At 47.0% G+C, this 20,912-nt stretch carries 22 protein-coding genes; all 22 read right to left on the bottom strand.

Annotated elements, in window-relative coordinates; genetic code table 11:
* A partial coding sequence (locus IID12_04795) for a hypothetical protein (protein ID MCH8288407.1) occupies positions 1-748 on the bottom strand: 748 nt, incomplete at its 3' end.
* Between the two features lie 107 nt (positions 749-855).
* The gene (queF, locus tag IID12_04790) at positions 856-1,260 is read right to left on the bottom strand and encodes an NADPH-dependent 7-cyano-7-deazaguanine reductase QueF (GenBank protein MCH8288406.1); all 405 of its coding nucleotides are present in this window, start codon (positions 1,258-1,260) and stop codon (positions 856-858) included.
* Complete coding sequence (gene queC, locus IID12_04785) at positions 1,257-1,949, bottom strand: 7-cyano-7-deazaguanine synthase QueC (GenBank protein ID MCH8288405.1); 693 nt, start codon at positions 1,947-1,949, stop codon at positions 1,257-1,259. Before queC ends, queF begins: the two co-directional genes overlap by 4 nt.
* 27 nt (positions 1,950-1,976) lie before the next feature.
* On the bottom strand, positions 1,977-2,615 hold the full coding sequence (locus IID12_04780; protein ID MCH8288404.1) for a radical SAM protein: 639 nt from the start codon (positions 2,613-2,615) through the stop codon (positions 1,977-1,979).
* Between the two features lie 80 nt (positions 2,616-2,695).
* Positions 2,696-3,274 carry a biotin transporter BioY gene (locus IID12_04775; GenBank protein ID MCH8288403.1) on the bottom strand — a complete coding sequence of 193 codons (579 nt, stop codon included), beginning with the start codon at positions 3,272-3,274 and terminating at the stop codon, positions 2,696-2,698.
* 15 nt (positions 3,275-3,289) lie between these two features.
* Positions 3,290-3,730, bottom strand: a complete 441-nt coding sequence (locus IID12_04770; protein MCH8288402.1) for a single-stranded DNA-binding protein — start codon at positions 3,728-3,730, stop codon at positions 3,290-3,292.
* A gap of 61 nt (positions 3,731-3,791) precedes the next feature.
* Positions 3,792-4,550 carry a hypothetical protein gene (locus IID12_04765; GenBank protein MCH8288401.1) on the bottom strand — a complete coding sequence of 253 codons (759 nt, stop codon included), beginning with the start codon at positions 4,548-4,550 and terminating at the stop codon, positions 3,792-3,794.
* 1 nt (position 4,551) lies between these two features.
* On the bottom strand, positions 4,552-5,181 hold the full coding sequence (locus IID12_04760) for a DivIVA domain-containing protein (GenBank protein MCH8288400.1): 630 nt from the start codon (positions 5,179-5,181) through the stop codon (positions 4,552-4,554).
* Between the two features lie 15 nt (positions 5,182-5,196).
* Entirely contained in the window at positions 5,197-5,490 is a 294-nt protein-coding gene (locus tag IID12_04755) for a YggT family protein (GenBank protein ID MCH8288399.1), read from the bottom strand.
* Positions 5,491-5,505: 15 nt separating this feature from the next.
* Entirely contained in the window at positions 5,506-6,195 is a 690-nt protein-coding gene (locus tag IID12_04750; GenBank protein MCH8288398.1) for a YggS family pyridoxal phosphate-dependent enzyme, read from the bottom strand.
* A 61-nt stretch (positions 6,196-6,256) separates the two neighbouring features.
* Positions 6,257-7,660, bottom strand: a complete 1,404-nt coding sequence (locus IID12_04745) for a cysteine--tRNA ligase (protein ID MCH8288397.1) — start codon at positions 7,658-7,660, stop codon at positions 6,257-6,259.
* A gap of 603 nt (positions 7,661-8,263) precedes the next feature.
* Positions 8,264-10,336 carry a S9 family peptidase gene (locus tag IID12_04740; protein ID MCH8288396.1) on the bottom strand — a complete coding sequence of 691 codons (2,073 nt, stop codon included), beginning with the start codon at positions 10,334-10,336 and terminating at the stop codon, positions 8,264-8,266.
* Positions 10,337-10,450: 114 nt separating this feature from the next.
* A complete protein-coding gene (locus IID12_04735) occupies positions 10,451-12,109 on the bottom strand; it encodes an amidase (protein MCH8288395.1) in 1,659 nt (552 codons plus the stop codon).
* A gap of 40 nt (positions 12,110-12,149) precedes the next feature.
* Positions 12,150-14,000, bottom strand: coding sequence for a M1 family metallopeptidase (locus IID12_04730; protein ID MCH8288394.1), 1,851 nt, complete (start codon positions 13,998-14,000; stop codon positions 12,150-12,152).
* A 63-nt stretch (positions 14,001-14,063) separates the two neighbouring features.
* Complete coding sequence (locus IID12_04725) at positions 14,064-15,332, bottom strand: hypothetical protein (protein MCH8288393.1); 1,269 nt, start codon at positions 15,330-15,332, stop codon at positions 14,064-14,066.
* Between the two features lie 249 nt (positions 15,333-15,581).
* On the bottom strand, positions 15,582-15,797 hold the full coding sequence (locus tag IID12_04720) for a T9SS type A sorting domain-containing protein (GenBank protein ID MCH8288392.1): 216 nt from the start codon (positions 15,795-15,797) through the stop codon (positions 15,582-15,584).
* Positions 15,769-16,755 carry a D-alanine--D-alanine ligase gene (locus IID12_04715; protein ID MCH8288391.1) on the bottom strand — a complete coding sequence of 329 codons (987 nt, stop codon included), beginning with the start codon at positions 16,753-16,755 and terminating at the stop codon, positions 15,769-15,771. The genes IID12_04720 and IID12_04715 overlap by 29 nt, the downstream gene beginning before the upstream one ends.
* A 140-nt stretch (positions 16,756-16,895) precedes the next feature.
* Positions 16,896-17,480 (bottom strand): D-glycero-beta-D-manno-heptose 1,7-bisphosphate 7-phosphatase, encoded by a 585-nt coding sequence (gmhB, locus tag IID12_04710; protein ID MCH8288390.1) that lies wholly within the window; start codon positions 17,478-17,480, stop codon positions 16,896-16,898.
* Positions 17,481-17,519: 39 nt separating this feature from the next.
* A complete protein-coding gene (locus IID12_04705; protein MCH8288389.1) occupies positions 17,520-18,803 on the bottom strand; it encodes an alkaline phosphatase family protein in 1,284 nt (427 codons plus the stop codon).
* A 220-nt stretch (positions 18,804-19,023) separates the two neighbouring features.
* A complete protein-coding gene (locus tag IID12_04700) occupies positions 19,024-19,857 on the bottom strand; it encodes a PHP domain-containing protein (protein ID MCH8288388.1) in 834 nt (277 codons plus the stop codon).
* Positions 19,858-20,271, bottom strand: a complete 414-nt coding sequence (locus tag IID12_04695; protein ID MCH8288387.1) for an adenylyl-sulfate kinase — start codon at positions 20,269-20,271, stop codon at positions 19,858-19,860.
* An 82-nt stretch (positions 20,272-20,353) separates the two neighbouring features.
* Positions 20,354-20,797, bottom strand: a complete 444-nt coding sequence (locus tag IID12_04690; protein MCH8288386.1) for a cyclic nucleotide-binding domain-containing protein — start codon at positions 20,795-20,797, stop codon at positions 20,354-20,356.
* Between the last annotated feature and the right edge of the window lie 115 nt (positions 20,798-20,912).

The raw sequence follows: 20,912 nt of genomic DNA, 5'->3' as shown, positions 1-20,912 counted from the left end.
TGTTAATGTCGACCCCGTCTCCATTCCAATCAAAAACGCCGTTGTCGTTGTTATCCCGTGCGTTTTTCCGCCACATGCCCCCACCCCCTACGGCGGAAGTGTCATTAATGAACAGCCCGTCCGGATTGACTATAGGCACAAAGTAGAGTTCTCTGTGGTCTACAAGATAGATCGCCTCCGGGTCTCCAGCGGCATAAGAATTCATCAACCATTCTATAAAATACAAAAGCCCCGTCGGTCCTCCCAACTCGCGTGCGTGCGTCAGTCCGGTATAAAGCACTTCAGGCTCGGCTTCGTCCGTTTCCGGATTATCGGAGACCTTATACATCCACTGAGTCCTTCCATAATGAGTATGCCCGATGCTATCCTTCGGGCTGATAAGCGCCGGATAGGCAGCCTGGAGACTGTCGAGAAATAGATACATCGAGTCGAGACTGAAATACCCCATCTTCGTCCCGTCTCCTATTTTCAGGCTGCCGGTGGAACTCCATCCCTTAGCCCGGTCGAGATAGAACCGTGTCATGTCGGGTATGAGCACTTCATAGGTTATCCCCCGATCGTCCAATCTCTTTAAGTCATGTTCAAACGCTATCACCTCTGAATAATGACCTTCCTTGCTCTCTATAACGTCAAAACCACCCCGCAGCAACTGTCTTACGGCGTCCTGAGTGGGAGTTTGAATCCTGATAAGACTCGCTTTTCCATCCGCAGCTTGAACTGATTCTGAAACTGAAAGAGCGAAAAACATTAATATGGCAATATTCTTTATATATCTCGTCGCCGGTTCCTCTGCTATAAATTCAAGGGCATATCAACTGAATCTTGAACTAAAACATACGCCAACTTGTTTCAGCTTTATTTCTTTTCTTTTTCCCACGATACTTCCGATGTTGTATGCACTCCTCCCCTGATCTTAAAATCTCCGAAAACGGTGACCCGAATCGGCTCCACTACCTCGACGAAATCCCCGAGAATACGGTTGACTACATGCTCGTGAAATATCCCTACCTGCCTGTATGACATAAGATAAAATTTCAAGCTCTTCAGTTCTACGCATTTTAAATCGGGCACGTATTTGACAGTGATCGTGGCAAAATCCGGGAGCCCGCTCTTCGGGCAGACGCAGGTGAACTCATCCGTGCTGATGTTCAAGTCTACTTCACTGCCGGGATACTCGTACTCAAACGTTTCTAATATATCCCGGCGAATCGTGTCCGGTGACAATAGCTCACCGACTATCTCTTTTTCTTTCTCTTTCAACTACTCATCTTCTCCTTTTCATTCAAATATTCGATCGAGTCTTCTACGCCGGCTTCTTCAAAACCTTTGCGTCTCAGGAAACATGATTCACATTTCCCGCACGCTTTTTCTTCGTTTTGATAGCACGACCAGGTCAAATCAAGCGGCGCTCCAAGTTCTATACCCTTTGCGACAACTTCTCCTTTGCTCATGTGGATTAAAGGGGCTACAAGCGCTATCTCGGTCTCCGGCCGTGTCCCAACACTGATCATATCGTTGAATGCGCTGATAAATTCTTCCGTGCAGTCGGGATATCCGGCGCTGTCTTCTTCCATCATCCCTACGAAAATCGAATTCGCGCCTATAGCCTCTCCCCAAGATACTCCAACCGAGAGGATGTTAGCGTTCCTGAAAGGCACATACGTATGGGGAATTCCAGTTTTTTCGGGATCGTACTCTTCGACAGGTATATTCCGGTCTGTAAGACTTGAATTTCCTATCTTTCTCAGGTGGTCTATGTCGGCGACAAACCGCCTTTCTATTTCATAGAAATCAGCGATATCGTGAAATGCCATGAGTTCACGCTTTTCCGTCAGGTTCCCGTAATTGATGTGCATCAGCGCAAGCTCATGATCGATCGCAGCAATCGAAGCGGCAACAACAGAGTCCAATCCACCCGACAGTGCGGCGATAGCCAACGGTTTTTCCATGTTCTCTTCACTCATCAAAGTCGAAATCTACACTCCAACCGCATTTTCCCCCCAGATATATTTATGGATTTGCAGGTTAACTCTTACGTCGATGCCGTCTTCCAATACCCATTTGACCAATTCAGCCGGCTTTAAACTGTTGTGAACGGGAGAGAGATTTACTATCGTTTTTTCTTCTAACCCCTGCTCTTTGATTCTCTTGAGAGACCAGTCATAATCCGCTCTGTCGCCGATAACAAACTTCACTTCGTCGCCTCCGTTCAGGCGGGAGACGTTATTCCAGTCGTTCTCGTCAACCATAAGACTCGAAGGTGCTTTGAAATCGATAATTTTTTTGACCCGCGGATCAACTTCAACCGTATCAATCGAACCCCCGGTCTCCAGGAGTACGATATAATTTTCGTCACACAGCTTTTTCATTAAATCGTAACATTCCCGCTGCATCAGCGGTTCACCACCTGTAATCTCGACAAGCAGCGGTCCTGACTGCCTGATCTCTTCCATTATCTCATCGACGCTTTTTTCTTCACCTCCGAAAAAAGCGTATGCGGTGTCGCACCATGCACAGCGCAGGTTACAGCCGCTCAATCTGACGAATACGCACGGCAAGCCCTGATAGCTCGACTCCCCTTGAATACTTGTATATATCTCGTAAATCTTCAGCAAATTATTTTTGTTTCTTAATAGATTCTCCGCCTAAAAAAAGGGGCGCTGGGTGCGCCCCTCAAAACACTGATCTGTTATAATTACCTGGTTTTTCTCCCAATTCTAATAGCTTCTACGACCGCGACAAGCAGACCGATCTTTATCAGGGCACCCGGAATGAACGGAACGAATCCGAGGAGAAGCGTATCTGTTATGCCGCCCCCGGTCAGGTTCCAGAGCCAGAGATTTCCAACGAGGAAGATAACAAGCGTTCCCGCTGCTGCCGATAGTACAAGCCTCCACCTGCTTGACGACCCGGAGAGAACATAATTCACGACGGCGGGGGCTAAGACGAACCCGACAAGATAACCCCCCGTCGGACCGAACAGCATTGCAAAACCAAACGTCATTCCCGCAAATATCGGTAATCCCGCCGCTCCGGCGGTAACGTAGGCAACCTGTGAAAGAGTCCCTCTTGTTGTTCCGAGCATTACTCCCGAAAGCAATACAAAAAATGTTTGAAGAGTGATAGGAACGGGAGTAAAGGGCAGCGGAATCCTTATCAGCGCTCCAAGCGCCGTTAAGAGCGCAAACAGACCTACAAGAAATGCGCTGCGTAAAACTCCGGTTTCTTCATATGTTTTTAACTGAGTTGCTACGTTTTTGAAAATATGATTCAATCTCAACTCCTGATATTAAAACGGTAGATCATCGTCGTCTTCCATTACATCGCCGTTATCGGGCGGTTCTTCCTGTTTTGGGGGGGTTCCCTTACTTTCACCGCCCCCTCCTTCAGCTTTCGAGCCGAGCATCGTAATGTTGTCAGCCACGACTTCGGTCATATATCTTTTCTGACCGTCCTTTTCCCATGACCGTGTACTGAGTTTTCCCTCAATGCAAACCAACCTGCCTTTTTTAAGCCACTCGCCGGCGAATTCTGCTTGCCTCCGCCACGCTATCACCCGATGCCATTCCGTCTTTTCCTGCTGATTTCCGTCGCTGTCTTTCCATCGTTCGGATGTCGCAAGGTTTATCAGCGCTTGTGCGGTACCATTGGAAGTGTATTTGAGCTCCGGATCCCCTCCGAGTCTTCCGATCAGAATCACTTTGTTCATGCTGCTAACAGAATATCCCATGATTTACTCCGGTGGTTATATTTGAGAATAAAATTTACTCAGTCTGTTCTAAAACAGCAAGCTATTTACTCTGATTAACTAATCCTTGTAACACTTTCCTGAGCCTTTTCCCCGCTCCTTCTGCCGGATTCAGTAAAAGTCCCAGCGCCGTCGTCGTGTTACCGTGTGCCGATGCGATGACCTCACAAATGACTTCTTTGCTGGAATAACTGATAAAACTATCTCCGAACCTTTCGGAATGCTCATTTGATAACTCATTATCAGAGTTCAGAGCCGCCCAGATTCCCTTCTCGACTTCAAATCCTTCCGTTTTTGCCACTGAAACCGCTTCGGAAGTGAGGCTTTCGTCATAAACCGCAGTCATATCCGGAAAACGTTCACCGATTTGATCCAGATTCGGACCCACAAGCGGATTTATTCCGGACAGGTTTACGTGATCTTCAGCCCAGAAGAACAATTCACCGGCGTCCTTAAGATCTAACGGGCTTCCAACTCCGATGATTATAACCTCTTCTATCCCTAAGAGCTGCAGCACTCTTATCCCCGACGCTCTCAGCCGGTCATCGAGATGATCTTCGTTCTCGAATTGAGGCTCGGTGGCTATCAAACTGCCGGGAATATCTTTAAATGTGGTAATACCTCCCCCTGACATATTAAGTTCACTGAGACCCGGCAGGGAAGAATAAGCTGTTAAATCAGCGGTTTGAATACCGAGCAATGTCCGGATTTGATTTCCAAGGACGAATGCCCTCTTATTAAACTCGGGAAATTGGTTTCGAACTTCTTCTGCTGCAGATTTGAACCTCTCGTAGAGGTTCATTTCATTCGCTCTTCTCTTCCATTAAATCATCCATCATTTCATCCACCGGATGACCCTGTTCCTCGTTTTCAGGAACCTCTTCATTATCCATAGGTTCAGTCGCTTTTTGAATAACCGGCTCCGGTTCTTTATCCCCGTCGGGCAGAATCTCTTCCGATATGTTCAACTCGACGTTATCGTCATTTACCTCTCCGAACATCTCTACAAGTTCAATTTGCGAAGATAGAATGCTCCTCAATTTTACCGTGAAGGAATCCCTCAGAACCGTTAACCTCGTTATCTCATCTTCGATTTTCGACACTTTTTTCCGGGCGGATTCTAAGACTTTATCGGCGTGCAGCTCGGCATCACCTATGATGAGCTCCGCTTCCTTCCTTGAGTTTTCCATTGAGCGGTCGGTAGTCTCTTTTGCGCTGATCAGTGTATCCTGAAGGCTTTTTTCCACCCGTCTATATTCTTCAATTTCCTTTTCTAATCTTTTGCTTTTTTGTTCGAATTCCCTCCGGTCCTGCATCAGTTTCTCGAATTCCTCCGCAGCAAGTTCGAGAAACGCCTGAACTTCGTATTTGTCATAGCCGCGGATTCCCTTCTTGAATTCCCACTTTCTTATATCAATAGGCGTAAGTTTCAAGAGTAACCTCCCGGATTATTTAAGTCTAAATCCAATGTCGAGTAAAGTTTCGACAACGAACATATCGGTAAAGTAGAATATCACAAGCACAGCCATAGGTGAGAAATCGATCATTCCGCTCGGCAGGTATTTTCTTACCGGCTCAAGAACAGGTTCCGTCACCTTGTACAACATCTGAACGAACTGATTGCTGTCATCGACCTCGACCCATGAAATTATTGCGCGAACTATAAATACGATATACCCGATGCTAATGACCAGATCAAGTATCTTACCAAGCGCTATGAGCAAATTCGCAATGATCACCATTTCGGCTCTCCGCTCCTAACGCTCGCCAAACAATGCGCGCCCTATCCTGACCATATTTGAACCCTCCTCGATCGCGATTTCAAAGTCGTTCGTCATACCCATGGATAGATAATTCATATTAACGCCCCTGATGTTCGAACTCGCGGCACGGTCAAATAGAGATTTCAATTTCTTAAAGGCAGACCTGATAACGTTTTCATCATCTGACATCGGTCCTACTGTCATCAAGCCGTTTATAGTCAATCCTGTAGTTTCTGTTATTTCCTCAAGCATTTCTATAGCCGCATCGGGCGCTACTCCGAATTTTGATTCTTCCTCTGAACTGTTTACTTCTAAGAGCAATTCTTTTTCGTTCCCGCCCAACGACGCTATTTTAGAGGCGAGTTTCAAACTGTCAATAGAGTGTATAACGTCAAATATTTCCAGAGCCTTTTTTACCTTGTTCGTCTGAAGATGCCCTACAAGGTGCCGTTTAAAATCAATATCAACTTCACTAAACTTCTGTTCCGCCTCCTGAACCCTGTTTTCGCCGATGTCGAATAAGCCCGCTCTGACCGCCTCCGCGACAACATCCGAACTCCTGGTTTTTGTAATTGCTACCAGCGTGACATCTCCGACCTCTCTCCCGTATCGTTTTTCGGCTTCACGAATCCTATCGAGGACCCGCTTTATATTATCAGCTGTCGAATTCTTTGTCACTGCCAACTTGGGTTCAGCTAATATATCCAAGCATCACCTCAGAATCAAGCGGTTTAGGTTGAAACTATTATCTACGCTTCGGAATAGTTCCATCAGGTGAATCCTCTAATATGTATCCCATTTCGTACAGCTCATCCCGGATCTTATCCGACAACGCCCAATCTTTTTCACTGCGCGCTTTTTCCCTCTCATTGATCTTATTATAGATTTCTTCGCCTATTTTCCCCTCTTTTGGGGGTAATATCCCCAGAACTTCATCCATATGTTCCAATTCACGAAGAAATTCTCCAGCTTGATCTTTCCCTATATCATCATCGTCTTTTAAAGTATTTGCTTTTCGCATAGTCCTGTAAAGAGCTGACAGGGCTTTTGATACGTTCAAGTCATCATCTAAAGCTTCACTGAATTCATCATTCATGCTATTGGCTTTCACATCACTAATTGCACCCACAATTCTTCCTTCCTCTTTCACTCTCTCCATACTGTGGATAAAATCGGTTATTTTCAGGATATTCCCCTCCGCCTCTTTCAGTTTAGCCTCGGTCAAGTCCAGCTTCGAGCGGTAGTGAGTAGAGAGCAGCGCAAGCCGTATCGCTTCCGGTGAATACCCATCTCCGATCAAGTCTTCAAGCAATTTGATGTTTCCGAGCGATTTCGACATCTTTTCCCCTTCGAGGATCAAATGTTCACAATGCACCCAGTACTTGACGAACGGTTTTCCGGTAGCGGCTTCGCTTTGCGCTATTTCATTTTCGTGGTGCGGGAAGATGTTGTCGACGCCTCCGCAGTGCAGGTCGAGCTGCTCACCGAGATATTTCATCGACATTGCGGAACATTCTATATGCCATCCGGGTCTTCCCTTGCCCAGCGGAGTCTCCCAGTAAATCTCACCGTCCTCCTCTTTCCAGCTCTTCCAGAGCGCAAAATCACGCGCTCCCTCCTTCTCGTAATCATCGTCGGATACCCTCTCTCCCGCTTTCATCTCCTCCGGTTTCAGGTGAACCAGCTTCCCGTATTCGGCGTACTTCTCTATCGAAAAATAAACGGAGCCGTCGTCCGTCTGATAGGCAGCGCCCTTGTCAATAAGACGCTCTATCAGAGCGACCATCTCAACTACCGTTTCAGAAGCCCTCGGATATTCGTCAGCGGGTTTGACCTTCAGAGTATTAAGACCCTTCCTAAAATCATTTTCAAATTCTGTTGTCAATTTCTTCAGCTCGGCTTTGTTTCCACCCGAAGCGGCAATCGTCTTGTCGTCAACGTCGGTTATGTTCATAACCATTTTGACCTTATAGCCTTTGTACTCTAAATACCTGCGTAACAGATCTTCAAATACGTAAGCCCGGTAATTTCCGATGTGAGGATAGTCGTAAACGGTCGGTCCGCATGCGTACATCTTGACCTCTTTCGAATCAAGAGGTTCAAACTCTTCTTTTTTCCGTGTGAGTGTGTTATAAAGCCTTAAAGCCATAAACGAAATTACGATATTGGGGGAGTTTAAACAAGTGTAACCCGTAGAATCAAATCCACAGTATCGAAATTTTTACTGAATGTTCAGATTTTACTGGGCTATCAATCCGGGAGAACAAATCCCCTTAAAATACCACCCGACAGCTGCGGCAAGGAGGATTCAGGTCACTGCGATTTTAGATTTGTTTCTTGATAGAAAAGCTGAACACACAATTTAGTTTAAGCGGGAACCATCTATGAATATATTACACTTAAGTGTGGTTTATATACACTTATTTGAGATCTTCTAATTTCCATTCGATTTCTTGTTATTTTGAAATTAAACCTCATACCATATCTTGAAACATGATTCGATAATATGCCATATATTGTTATAATTGACTGAATTACGCTCCGTATATTAGTTTATACATAAACTAATATTACCCGAAATTATCCTTTCAGATATCTGTCAAATTGCTGCCATAAAAAGTGGACTTCATTATAATCATCCGATCAGCGAATTCAGCTCTATACTAAATGTGGTAAAAACTTATAACTACATACCTCAAAGAGTATAAAACGAACAATATCCGTACAAATAGTTAGTTTAGTCTTGAACTAACTACTCAACGTTCAGAACATCGAGAATCACTGCATATTCGAACGCCTTGTCGCGAAGATAGTCATAACGTCCAGAAGAGCCCATATGTCCGGCTCCCATTTTCGTTTTCAATATCAGCAAATTCTTATCTGTTTTGAGTGCTCGAAGCTTTGCAGTCCACTTGGCGGGTTCCCAGTATCCGACTCTCGGATCATTCAAGCCTGCCTTGATGAGCATATTCGGATAGTCTTTTTTAGCGACGTTGTCATAGGGTGAGTATTGAACCATGTAATCGTAATCCTCTTTCAGCTTCGGGTTACCCCATTCCTCCCATTCGTTGGCGGTAAGAGGAATCGTTTCATCGAGCATCGTGTTTACCACGTCAACGAACGGAACGCTGGCTATCACGAGTTTAAAAACCTCCGGCTTCATATTCGTAACCGCTCCCATAAGCAACCCACCGGCGCTGCCGCCCTGAATCGCCAGCTGTTCCGAACTGGTATATCCATCTGAAATCAAATGCTCTGCACACGCAATAAAATCCGTGAACGTGTTCATCTTGTTTTTAAGCTTTCCGTCATCATACCAAACCCTTCCCATCTCACCACCGCCCCTTACATGAGCTATTGCATAAACAAACCCCCGATCCAGCAGGGAGAGTATCTTTGAATCAAACGAAGGCTCTCTGCTCGAACCGTAAGAACCGTATCCATACAGAAGAGCCGGCCGTGAGCCGTCTTTTACGAAGTCGTTTTTATACACAATTGAGATCGGAACCCTCGCTCCGTCGGAAGCTTCAGCATAAATTCTTTCAGTAGAATAATTTGCTTTATCGTACCCGCCGAGTACCTCATATTCCTTCAATAGCTCCCGGTCTCTGCTATCCATAACATAATCAAAAACACTCTTCGGGGTGATCAGCGACGTATACGTAAAGCGCAGCGTCTTTTTATCGAACTCCTTGTTTCCCCTTCGGGCGCTGAACGTATAAACTGGTTCCGGAAACTCAACAGTGTGGCTCTCTCCGTTCCTCAAATCAAAAATGCGGATTTGCTTCAAACCGTTTTCGCGTTCATATACAACCATGTGGCCTCTGAACATATCGACATAATCAATTTTTACATCCTTGCGGTGCGGGATAGTCTCCACCCAATTTTCCTTTTCCGGAGATTTGTCCGATACTTTCATTAGTTTAAAATTTGTTGCCCCGTCGTTCGTCACTATATAAAACTTGTCCGAGTGATGGAACACAGAATACTCCATCATATGCTGCCTTGGGTGGATTACCCTGAATTTCCCCATTGGGTCATCCGCTGAAAGCTGCCTTACCTCGGAAGTCGTAGCGCTCCCGGAGCTCAGTAGAAGAAACTTTCCGTCTTTTGTCTTACCGGGATATAAGAAATATTGATCGTCTTTCTCATGATATACAAGTTCATCGGATTTCAAATTTTCTCCAAGAACGTGCCTGAATACTTTATAAGGTCTGTGAGCTGCGTCGAGAGTGTTGTAAAAAATTGTTTTGTTGTCATTTCCCCACTCAACCGAATATCCTGTGTTTTCTATTTTATCCGGGTAAATCTCTCCCGTCGTGAGATCTTTCACCTGCAATGTGAACCGCTCAGACCCGTTAGTATCAACTGAAAATGCAACAAGCCGGTGATTCGGGCTGATTTCGAAGGCGCCGATATCAAAGTAATCTAAACCCTCCGCCATCTCGTTCTGATCGAGCAGGATTTCTTCTTCCGCATCCGTGCTTCCCTTTTTTCTGGCGAAAAGAGAATACTGCTTGCCCTCTTCCGTGCGCGTATAATAAAAATATTCGCCCCTTTTCTCCGGTACCGATAGGTCTGTTTCCTTTATCCTTCCCACCATTTCCTTGTAGAGAGTCTCTTGCAGCCCGGCATTGTGCGCCGTCATAGCGTCCGCGTATTGGTTCTCCGCCTTCAGATAATCTATTACCTCCTGATTTTCTTTCTCCCGCAGCCAGAAATAATTATCCACCCGCTCGATCCCGTGAAGAGTATCGACTTTCGCGATTTTTTCCGCTGTCGGCGGTTTCATTTTCAGACTCATATTCTTGCTCTCTTCCCCCATCATAAACGCTTTCTCCGCCGAACACGCGGTTATCAATATTATTATCCCGGCAGCTGCGATTCAGCTGCTATTTAATTTCATAAGCTATAGAAACATATCAACATACCAAAAATATTATTCAGACAGCGCCGGGTATTTAAGATGGTGGTCGGTCGCCTTTTGATACGCTCCCGCAACCGCAAGCAACCTTCCCTCGTCATACAATTTCCCTGTAAACGTGATACTCGTCGGTGTGCCGTCCTCTCTGAATCCGTTCGGAAGAACCACTGCCGGATGCCCTGTCAGATTCGTGGCAAGCAGGCTCCCGCCGCCGAAAGTCGGCGCCACGTATAGGTCAATATCTTTCAACATCTCATCCATCATCTGCATGAGTAATCTTCTTGCCCTGTTGGCATTGATGTATTCCACAGCCGGGATCAACCTCGCCTGTCTGAACACGTTAGGCCATGCCTGTTTCTTCTGCCTCACGAGCAACTCGTCTTTCCCCGAACGGGTCAGTTCGTCAAATGCGGCTGCTGCCTCCGCGCTAAGTATGAAACTGATGTCGTCGACGGGAAAATCCGGAAATTCAATGGGCACAAGCTCCGCACCAAGCGCCCATAGGACGTCGATCACCTCGTTGTCAATATCTTTTTGCTCCCTATCTTCCTCAAATTCCTTCTTAAGGTATCCGATCCTGATTCTGCTCAGATCAATGTTCTCATTATACTCGAACGGCATGTCCACAACGGATAGATCCAGGCCGTCCGGTCCATATATAGCGTTAAAAACGAGTGCGGCATCGGTGACGGAGCGCGTCATAGGTCCGAGTTTATCCATCGACCATGAAAGCGCCATCGCGCCGTGACGGCTCACCATACCGAACGTCGGTCTTAACCCCGTCGTTCCGTTCCGGGTCGCTGGAGAAATTATCGAGCCCCAGGTTTCGGAGCCGATGGAGAAGCCGACCAGTCCGGCTGCAGTCGCCGCACCGGGACCGGCGGATGATCCGCTCGAACCCTGTTCCAATTTCCATGGATTCCTTGTTTTACCGCCGTACCAGACGTCCCCCCATGCTAACGCCCCCAGCGTCAATTTGGCGACAAGCACGGCTCCGGCTTCCTCTAATTTTTTTACTACCGCTGCGTCATAGTCGAACATCTGCTCTTTGTAGGGCGTTCCCCCCCAGGTGGTTTTTATTCCCTTTGTTGCTAACAGGTCTTTTGCGCCCCAGGGAATTCCATGCAGCGGGCCCTTATAGTTACCGGATTCAATCTCAGCATCAGCCTTCTTCGCCTGTTCTAAGGCAAGTTCATCTGTCAGCGTAACTACGCACTCCAATATCGGCCCATATTTTCTGAGCCTCTCGAGATACATGTTCGTGAGCTCCACGGACGTTACCTGGCGTGTTCTGATAAGTTCGGCAAGTTCTGCGACGGTCCAAAAGGCGACCTCTTCGAGATTTTGAGGTCTCTTGACATTATCCGGTCTGTTATACCTGAAATTTCGCGATTCAGTTCCGGAAACCATACCGGGCAGAACAGGATTAAATCCTATGGCCGGGGGCAGGGAATTGGGTAAATTCAGCGCTCTCAGCGACTCGTAGCTGTCTAAAAGGTCATTCAGGTCTTCTACCATCGAATCCTTCTCCGAGCGTGTGAATTCTAATCCGATAACGCTTGCGGCATCATCTATCATGGACGAAGACACTCTTCCCTCATCTTTCAGCGTTCCGTAGAACGTAGAAGAGATGACGGCAAGAATCAGAATTGCCGTAGATGTTAAAACCACCATCCTTTTGTTAATATTGATCATTAATGACTCCTCCAAAATATTATTGCATCTCTTCCAATCCGAGAATTTTTGCGATGGTTAGTTTTGTCGAATGATGGTACATAGGCTTGGCTTTTTCATAAATTTCTTGTGCAGTCGCAAGACCTTCGGGTGTTTCAGCCATTTTTGTGTACAGGGGTTTTAATAGTTTTCTTCTGCCGACTGTCAACAGAAAATTTTCTAAAACAGTGTAAGCAGGTTCGTACTTACTCGTGATTGAAATCACCAGCCACTCAACGAGTATCTCGGGGTTACCTGATTTAGTTAATCCGAACGTGTTATCCAAATCCTTCATGCGGGATATCTCGTTCTCCCTCGGAAGCGATCTGAGGAACTTAAGCCAGTGATGGGTCGTCCACCCCTCTGTGTTCACATCAGCCGCCATTCCGCCTTCGGACCACATAGATGCGCTCCTATTTACGGATTCAAGCTCTCCGGACCTGACAAGAGGGAAATTGCCCGGAATACCGGGGGAATAGACCCACGCGGAAGTGTTGACGCTGTCCGCGATCGACTTATCCGACGACAACAAATTTGCGTTGAGATAATCCATGAAATCTTCTGTTGTTATGCTCTTGAAGGCATACTTTTCGAAATATGTTTTCAAAAAAGCATCCCATTTTTCTCTTCCCACGACCCTTTCAATTGTAATCAGAAAAAATTTCCCTTTCAAATAAGGGATATCGGTGAATCCATCATCGGGATCCCTACCGCTAAGATTAAGCTTTAAATGTGTATCAGGACTCTCAACACCTAATTCTTTTATCTCTTTCAACAGTTTTCCCCTGGCAAGAACGCTTAACATCTGTTCATATTCACTCCCGAAAACCTCCTCCATTATGCGCCCTTCAAGGTATGTGGTAAACCCTTCGTTCAGCCAGATATCATCCCAGCTTGCATTCGTAACGAGGTTGCCAGACCATGAATGAGCGAGCTCATGCGCAATCAAAGAGACAAGTGACCTGTCCCCGACTATGACCGTTGGAGTGAGAAAAGTGAGTCTGGGGTTCTCCATTCCGCCCCACGGAAAACTCGGTGGAAGTACGAGAAGGTCATATCTCTCCCACCTGTATGGACCGTACATCTCTTCCACCTTCAACATCATCTCCTCGGTATCGGCGAACTCATAAGCGGCCGCTTCTATCAACTCCGGTTCGGCGTAGATTCCGGTCCTCCGTCCCATCTCACGGAATTCAAGATTCCCCACACCCATAGCCATGAGATACGAGGGTATCGCCTGAGGCATCACGAATTCATACACTCCTTCAGGATTTTTCCGGGTCGGGTTAGCGGCGCTCATAACAGCCATCAATTCAGGCGGAACAGTCACTCTCGCATCATATGTAAATCTCACTGCCGGCGTATCCTGCAGGGGTATCCACCTTCTCGCGAATATCGGCTGTGATTGAGTGTATAAAAACGGATGTGTTCCCCCAGCCGTTTGAGCAGACGCCACCCAGTCAAGCGCTCCTGATTGCGGAATGGTAGAGTAGTATATATTTACCGCCTCGGTTTGAGATTGAATTTCAATGATTAAAGGTCTACCTAAAAGTTCTATATCCTCTCCTAACGTAAACTCGGCAGGGATTTCATTTTCTCCAAGAGTTACTCTTTCGATTACGAGGTCGCCCCCATCAAGATGTAATTGCCGGACGCCGGGCATGACCTCTATCGACAAACTTGCCTTCCCATGCAGGATTTTTTCGTCGAAGTTTACTGTCAAATCAAGCGAGAGGTGCGTTACCACGGCTTCCCATGGTCGTGCGAACGAATGCGGGTCTTCCGCATACTTACCGCGCGCTGCATCTTCCGAAATTTCCCGTTCAGACTCTTTCGTTGCCGAACAGTTCATAACTGCAAACGCTGTTATAAGCGTTATCAATATTTTTCTGATTATCAATTTGATCTCCCTGATTTAATCCGTGATTCCCAAACTCGAGGGAAGTCGCGGCGAAGAGAGCAAAAGCTTGAACTCTTCCCAACGTTTTTCAGGATTATCCGCAGTTCCTCCCCGCGACTCTATGTATTTTCTGACAATGTCTTTTCCGAGGTTATAGTTCAGGTCATAAGCTCCGTAATCATCCATAAACCGTACTCGCTGAGCTGATTTCTCCGGCGACCATAACCTGTACTTAATCAAGTACTCTTCCGCTTCTTCCCTGCTTATATCCCCGTTAAGATAATCCCTCGCCGCTTCGTTTCGAGCGTAATCCAATTTTTCCGTAAGATTGAAAATTTTGTAATACTCCTCCACCCTTGTCGAGTCCAGACCAGCGAGAGGAAACAAGACCTTCTTTTCATATTCCAACCGTTCATCCCCCGGAAACGCAACCTCAATGCCGAAAACTGCGGTTCCCTCGGATATCATCGATTGTGAACTATAGAGCGGATTGACGGTGAATTCAACCCACCCTCTGCCCTTTGCGAGCGAATTTTCCAACAGCACGTTGTAAGTATGATGCCCCGGATAACCTTCGTGGCTGGCGACGTCTATTATCCGGTCTATCGTTAATGGAACGTCCCTGTTTAGCTGAATCAGGCTCTTATTGTTTCCCATGTACCAGTTATATCCGGTCCAGGACTTTCCCGTCACATACTCCAATTCGAAAAACTCATCCTTCGGAAGTTCTATATGCTCCCTCGTTCTCCTTCTCGCTTCCCTTATAGCCTCCTCGAATACAATATCAACCCTGTCATCAGGCACGATAAATTCTTTGTTAAAATCGGTCAATCTCTTCTGAACAGAGCCCTCTCCCGGCAGCAGCTCATCGATCTCATTTATTATTTCTATAAAATGACTCTCCGGTAAGTCGGGCGGATTTGCGTCAAATATAGCTTTTGCTTCTTCATCGTAAGTGAACTTTTTACCGCCTGCCATGTCTATTCTCGCCCTTACCGATTCAAGCTGCTTTGCTAAATATTGACGCCGGAGCCCCAGGATTTCTTCTGCGTCCGTGAGGTCTATCCTCAATACTCTATCTCTGAGATCCTCTGATGCCGCCCTTAAGCCGTCTAAGGTCACACCCGAAGCTTCCACGCTTTCTTTCCATTCGGGAGGACCGTAATATGCATCTACGTACCCCCGTTCATGGGTATCCATGCCCAACATAACCTTCACGTAATCTTCCGCAATTAGATTTAATTCTTCGTTTGCGCTTTTTCGGACAGGAAACTGCTCTACCATTGCATATTCTTTCGTACACGATGTTAGGATTGATTGCGATAAAAATAATATGATAGAACGATAAATTTTTTGCCGGGTCATATTAGCAGCTCCTTGTAAAAACAGACCTAAAAGATATGAACCCGCTTACCCGAATTCAATAGGAAGGAATCTGCCTCTGATATTATTTAACCAGTGTCATTCTGAATCCCGATTTATCGGGATGAAGAATCTCAACCGGAGGGAAAATTACTACAAGTATACCGTCCATTACCAATGATTTACACGTACTTGTTCGGGATTCCTCGTCCGGATGAAATCGTTTGCTAATAGGCGGCAGAAATAAATTCCTGAGGAAACGTTCGATGCGTCCCAACTGACTCGGTGAATCCCTGCGGGCATATTTCCATTGATTAGGAACGCTACTTCCTGTCCGCGGAGGTTATAAATAGCCAGATTAATCAGCCAATTCGACGATTGTCTCAACCAAATCTTTAAAGCTCATACCCACCGCTTTAGCCGCTTTGGGAACTAAGCTGGTTTTAGTCAAGCCGGGGAGAGTATTCACCTCAAGACAGTAAAACCTATCATCGTTGTCTATCAAAAAATCGATGCGCGCGTAATGCCTGCACCCAAGAGCGTTAAACGCTTTTAGCGCCGCTAATTGAACTCTTACTTCAACTTGTTCCGGAAGATCGGCGGGACATACGTACTCGCTCATACCGGGCGTATATTTACTTTCGTAATCGTATGATTTGTGTTTCGGTTTTATCTCCACGATAGGCAGAGCCTCTTTGCCGAGGATTGCGACGGTAAGCTCCCTGCCCTCTACATACTTTTCAACCATCACGTGGTTGGAGTATTTTGCAGCTGCTGCGGCGGCTTTATCGAGCTCTTCCGAATTGTTCGCTATCCCGAAACCCACTGTAGATCCCTGATCGTTCGGCTTAACGACCATGGGGAAATCCATGTCCTCATCGCTGTAGAATACTTTTCCATCCCGCACCATAGTCCAGTCGAGTACGGGAATGCCTGCCTCTTGGAACATCTTTTTCGAAATATCCTTATCCATGGCAAGGGCGCTCGCAAGCAGTTTTGAACCTGTATATTTTAATCCCGCAGCCTCGAGAAGCGCCTGAATGGTTCCGTCCTCTCCGAAAGTTCCGTGAAGCGCTATAAACGCCATCTCAGCTTCATTCAGCGCGGGCGAATTGAACATTTCCAAAGCCTTGCCGTAATCGTAATCACCTATCGATGGGGGTTTTCGTCCCGGCTTGGTTTCGTACACTTCCGAATCCGCCGGCTTCTGGTCTTTACCCAATGACGGATCGGCAAGACTGACAGTATGGCCCAACTCTTTCAGAGCTGATGCTACAGCGCTGCCGGAAGCGAGCGAAACTTCCCTTTCAGTCGAAAATCCGCCGCATATGACGACTATATTCAATTCATCTCCATCATAATCCTACAATGTGAACAAAATCATACCGGAAACCGATGAAATACCTGTTCTCGCTTTCGGTTAGTCGTGCGATAGACCGGCCGATTGGCGTTATGATCACGAATGACAATATTATCAACGCTGCTTTACGCTCCATTGCCCGTTACGCGCAAACGATCCATCGCAATAATATAATCTATCGCCTCGGAGAGGTCATCAACCACCGTTACCGCATCCTCTTCCGTTACCAACGTTCCGGGGACAGGTTTCCCGCCGCGAATAAGAATCGGTCTTGCGCCGACCCTTATCGCGACAGCCACGTCGGTCAGCTTGTCTCCCACAAACCAGGTATTGCTGAGTTTGACTTTGTGTTTTTCCTCGGCTTGAAAAAACAGCCCCGGTTCCGGTTTGCGACAGTCGCATTTGTCCTCAGGTCTGTGCGGACAATAATATATGTCCCATATTTTCCCGCCGGAAGCCTCTATCTCAGCTACCATATTGGTCATTATCCGATCAATCTCATCCTTGGTCGCCAGGCCTCTTCCTATTGCCGATTGGTTTGAAATAATAATGATCTTATACCCTTCTTCGGTTACACGCCTTATTGCGTCAAGAGCGCCGGGAAGAATTTCGAATTCGGACCATTCGGTCACATACCCGTCAGCTTCGCGGTTTATCACTCCATCCCGGTCAAGGAATAGTACCTGTTTATTTTTTCTAATCGGGGGCATCTATAAGTCAGCGTAAGTTACTTAGGTGATAAAGGCATGTCAAGAAAGAACAGCCTTTGTGTTCATGCTCTTCACGTTAAGCAAATCGCAAATAATGACAGGCAGGTCTGTGATATCTATACCGTTGACCGGGTCACCGTTCAGGTAGATCAGAGCATCCCCGTATGAGTGCATGCCGGAGAACCTGTCAAAACCGAATAATTCCGGTGCGTTTAGTTCTCCTTTAATTTCGTATCCCTGCTTCGGAACGGCGATCAGATCGGGAAGCTGAACCGGAGACCTGTCAAAATCGGCTGAAACCCATTCACTTCGCATATCAACCACTCTTTCAATCACAGGCGAACCTGTTTCAGGATCCTGAATTCCCAGCAAAGACGATGTCAGTTCTTCCCTCACTCCTTGCGCCTCACTCCCTTCAAGCACTTTTCCCTTTGGAGATTTGTCTTTCAGGTGAAGATAAATCCGTCCCGGCGCCATACTGAATGCCTTGCTCTCACTCCCGACAGCGTTAAGATTAGTAGCATTCGGCTCCGAAAGAGTCAGGTAGCCGTTACTTATCAACCAGTGATTCAAATAGACGTCCTTTTTGAGTTCCGTAAAACCATGATCTGAAAGTATTATTATTGCACTATCCTCATCTATAGAATCAAACACCTCTGAGATGAACTTATCTATGGCACTGTATATTACCGCAAACAAATCAACCGCCGATTGTTCCCCCGAATTCATTTCGCGCCATAAAAAATGGTGTAATCTGTCCGTCTCGAGGACATGAAGAACAAAGAGGTCCCATCTTTCCCGGGCAAGATAGTGTTTTGCTGCGTTCAAACGAGACGTTAAGCTTTTAGGCAGCTGTTCAAATAGCGAGTCGTGAGATTTTCTCGCAGACCATGCGTCGATATCAAGACGGTAATCAAAAGATTTCAACTTTTCCAATTCTTCGGGGGGATAGACGGCTCTTTCAAGATTTGGCGCGAGGAACCCGGAAACGATTGTACCGTTTATCGGAGCGGGAGGGAAGGTTGCCGGTACGCCGAGAGAACATACCCTCAACCCCAGCCGCGAGAGATGCTGATAAATGGTCGGAACAAGCAAATTCTCAGCTGTCGGAACGAACGGATCATATCCGTCCGGCTTCCTGTCTACGAATCCTGTAATCCCGTGTATACCGGGATTCTCTCCCGTGAGAAATGAAGCCCACGCGACAGATGATACCGGCGGAAGGGTGGTGGTCATTGGGGCTATTTTCCCTTCTTCGTGAAGGGAGGTCAGGAAGGGGGCGATACCCAGCTCCTTAATCTTCGGCAGAAACGAAAAAGGCACGCCGTCAAGCCCTATGACGATTACTTTTTTATTTGCAGAATTCAGATTTCTTTATATGTTAAAAATTAATTGATTCCCAGCTGGTTTTCTTAGCGCCTGAAATCTCGAACGCACCAGCAGCATCAATCGGTTCATCAATTCTGTCTGAGATTGGCTGCGCCTGTCTGAGATTCTTCGTCGTCGCTTCGCTCCTCCTCAGAATGACATATAAGGAGAAATACTACACACTCAGTTTCATCTCCTGAAGCACTTCATAGGGAATAGCCATGTTACCATAACCGACACCGATTTTTATTGCGGGTTTGTTCTCACCGTGGAAGTCTGTACCGCCTGAAATGAGAAACCCGAATTTGTCGGCGGCTTGCATCAGCCTGTCTTCTTCGACTTGAGAGTGATTGTTGTAAAAAACTTCTATGCCGTCGAAACCAACATCCTTTAGTTCCTGCAAAAGAGAATCGAGTTGTTGTCCGTTCACCCCTAATGTACCCGGATGAGCGATTATGACCAATCCTCCGGCACCGTGTATCATGTCAACGGTTTCTTCCCGCGTCAGGCGATGCCTTTCAAAATACGCTGAAGCGCCTTTTTTCAGATACTTATCAAACGCCTCCTGGACAGTTCGCACATACCTCTTTTTAATGAGAGCGGCTGCAATGTGAGGTCGTCCCAGCTGTCCCCCCCCGGAAATCTTCTCTACTTCCTCCATTGACACATTTAATCCGAATTCATTCAGCTTCTCAATAATTTTAGGATTTCTGGTAGCGCGGCTCGCCTGAATTTCTCTTAGTGATTCATTCAATTGTTCGTTTTCATGGTCGATAAACAAACCGAGAATGTGCATCGAGCCCGGATTGTGTTCGACGCTCAGCTCCAGTCCGGGAATTACCTCAATTCCTTCACGCTCACCCGCCGCTAACGCCTCGGGAATTCCCTCCACCGTATCATGGTCTGTAATTGCAATAGCCTCGATTCCATGCTTCTTAGCGAGAATAACAAGATCGTTCGGACTCATCGTGCCGTCAGATGCTGTTGTATGCGCATGAAGGTCGATCATCTATAAGTAACCGAGCGCTTCAAGCCGTTTCTGAATGAATTCCTCTTCTTCGGGCGTGTAGGAACCGGATGAATCGTTCGGCTCTATTCTTCCGAGTTCCTCAAGTCTGCGTATAACAAAGTTCACCGACTCTTCGACAGACTCCTTATCCGTATGCACTTCGATCTCAGCGTCCTCAGGCGGTTCATACGGGTCGTCTATTCCGGTAAACTGCTTTATCTCGCCCGCCAACGCCTTTTTATAGAGCCCCTTAACGTCTCTTTCAATGCATTTCTCAAGTGGGGCATTTACATAGACTCCTATGAAATTATCATCATGACTTCCCAGTTCTACGTAGCCTTCGCGGCCAACATGTCGGGCAACCAGCCAGCGGTGTTTGTGGATGAAATAGCAGTTGTTCAATAGGACTACCAGCCTCTAGCCAGCGCCGTTTGGCGGCACCGCATGTTCCCTGGGTTGTTCCGCGGATCGATGGAAGTAGCCGGGTGCAGAACAATCAGATCGTCTGGGCTACCCACTGGTCGGCGTTGCGCACCATCGCCGCTAGAGTGGGCAGCATCCTCAGGGCGATCTCGGGATTCTCCTCCAGGGCAGCGAGGAATTCGGCCCTGGGCAGAAAGTAACACTCCACGGGTCCCATGGCGCTGACGCCGGCCGAACGGGGCAGGCCGTCGATCAGGCCGATCTCACCGAAACTGTTTCCCTGGCGCAAGATACTGAGAACCGCCGACACTCCCTCGGACTCGGTGGACCATTTGGTCACCTTGGCCATTCCGGACTTGATGATGTAGAAGCCATCCGCAGGCTCTTCTTCCTTGAAGAAGAGCTCTCCTTCCGACAGCGTGACAAGGCGAATCTGGCTGGCCAGGCGCTCCAAGGCCTCCCCTTTCACCTGTTTGAATAGGTCTATCTGGGAGAGAAACTCCACCGTCTGTTGCACAGCCCACCTCCCGCTTTCCGGCTGTTCTGCCGGATGTGGTGTGGGGCGCCCTTCGGGGCCGCCCAGTAAAAGCATAACATAATCCAATTCCCATGTTTGCTGGTCCAGGGTCAGA

It is taken from the genome of Candidatus Neomarinimicrobiota bacterium, assembly GCA_022567655.1.
Classification (GTDB): Bacteria; Fidelibacterota; SORT01; order SORT01; family SORT01; genus JADFGO01.
The sequence above is the reverse complement of the archived record's forward strand: the minus strand, read 5'-3'. Positions and strand labels throughout refer to the sequence as shown.

Coding starts and splice junctions, on each gene's coding strand:
- IID12_04755 (MCH8288399.1), bottom strand. CDS start 5,490: ATGGTGATCATTGCGAATTTGCTCATAGCGCTTGGTAAGATACTTGAT.
- gmhB (MCH8288390.1), bottom strand. CDS start 17,480: ATGCCCCCGATTAGAAAAAATAAACAGGTACTATTCCTTGACCGGGAT.
- IID12_04770 (MCH8288402.1), bottom strand. CDS start 3,730: ATGGGATATTCTGTTAGCAGCATGAACAAAGTGATTCTGATCGGAAGA.
- IID12_04735 (MCH8288395.1), bottom strand. CDS start 12,109: ATGGTGGTTTTAACATCTACGGCAATTCTGATTCTTGCCGTCATCTCT.
- IID12_04725 (MCH8288393.1), bottom strand. CDS start 15,332: ATGGTAGAGCAGTTTCCTGTCCGAAAAAGCGCAAACGAAGAATTAAAT.
- IID12_04700 (MCH8288388.1), bottom strand. CDS start 19,857: ATGATCGACCTTCATGCGCATACAACAGCATCTGACGGCACGATGAGT.
- queC (MCH8288405.1), bottom strand. CDS start 1,949: ATGGAAAAACCGTTGGCTATCGCCGCACTGTCGGGTGGATTGGACTCT.
- IID12_04765 (MCH8288401.1), bottom strand. CDS start 4,550: ATGAACCTCTACGAGAGGTTCAAATCTGCAGCAGAAGAAGTTCGAAAC.
- IID12_04740 (MCH8288396.1), bottom strand. CDS start 10,336: ATGGGGGAAGAGAGCAAGAATATGAGTCTGAAAATGAAACCGCCGACA.
- IID12_04730 (MCH8288394.1), bottom strand. CDS start 14,000: ATGAACTGTTCGGCAACGAAAGAGTCTGAACGGGAAATTTCGGAAGAT.
- IID12_04745 (MCH8288397.1), bottom strand. CDS start 7,660: ATGGCTTTAAGGCTTTATAACACACTCACACGGAAAAAAGAAGAGTTT.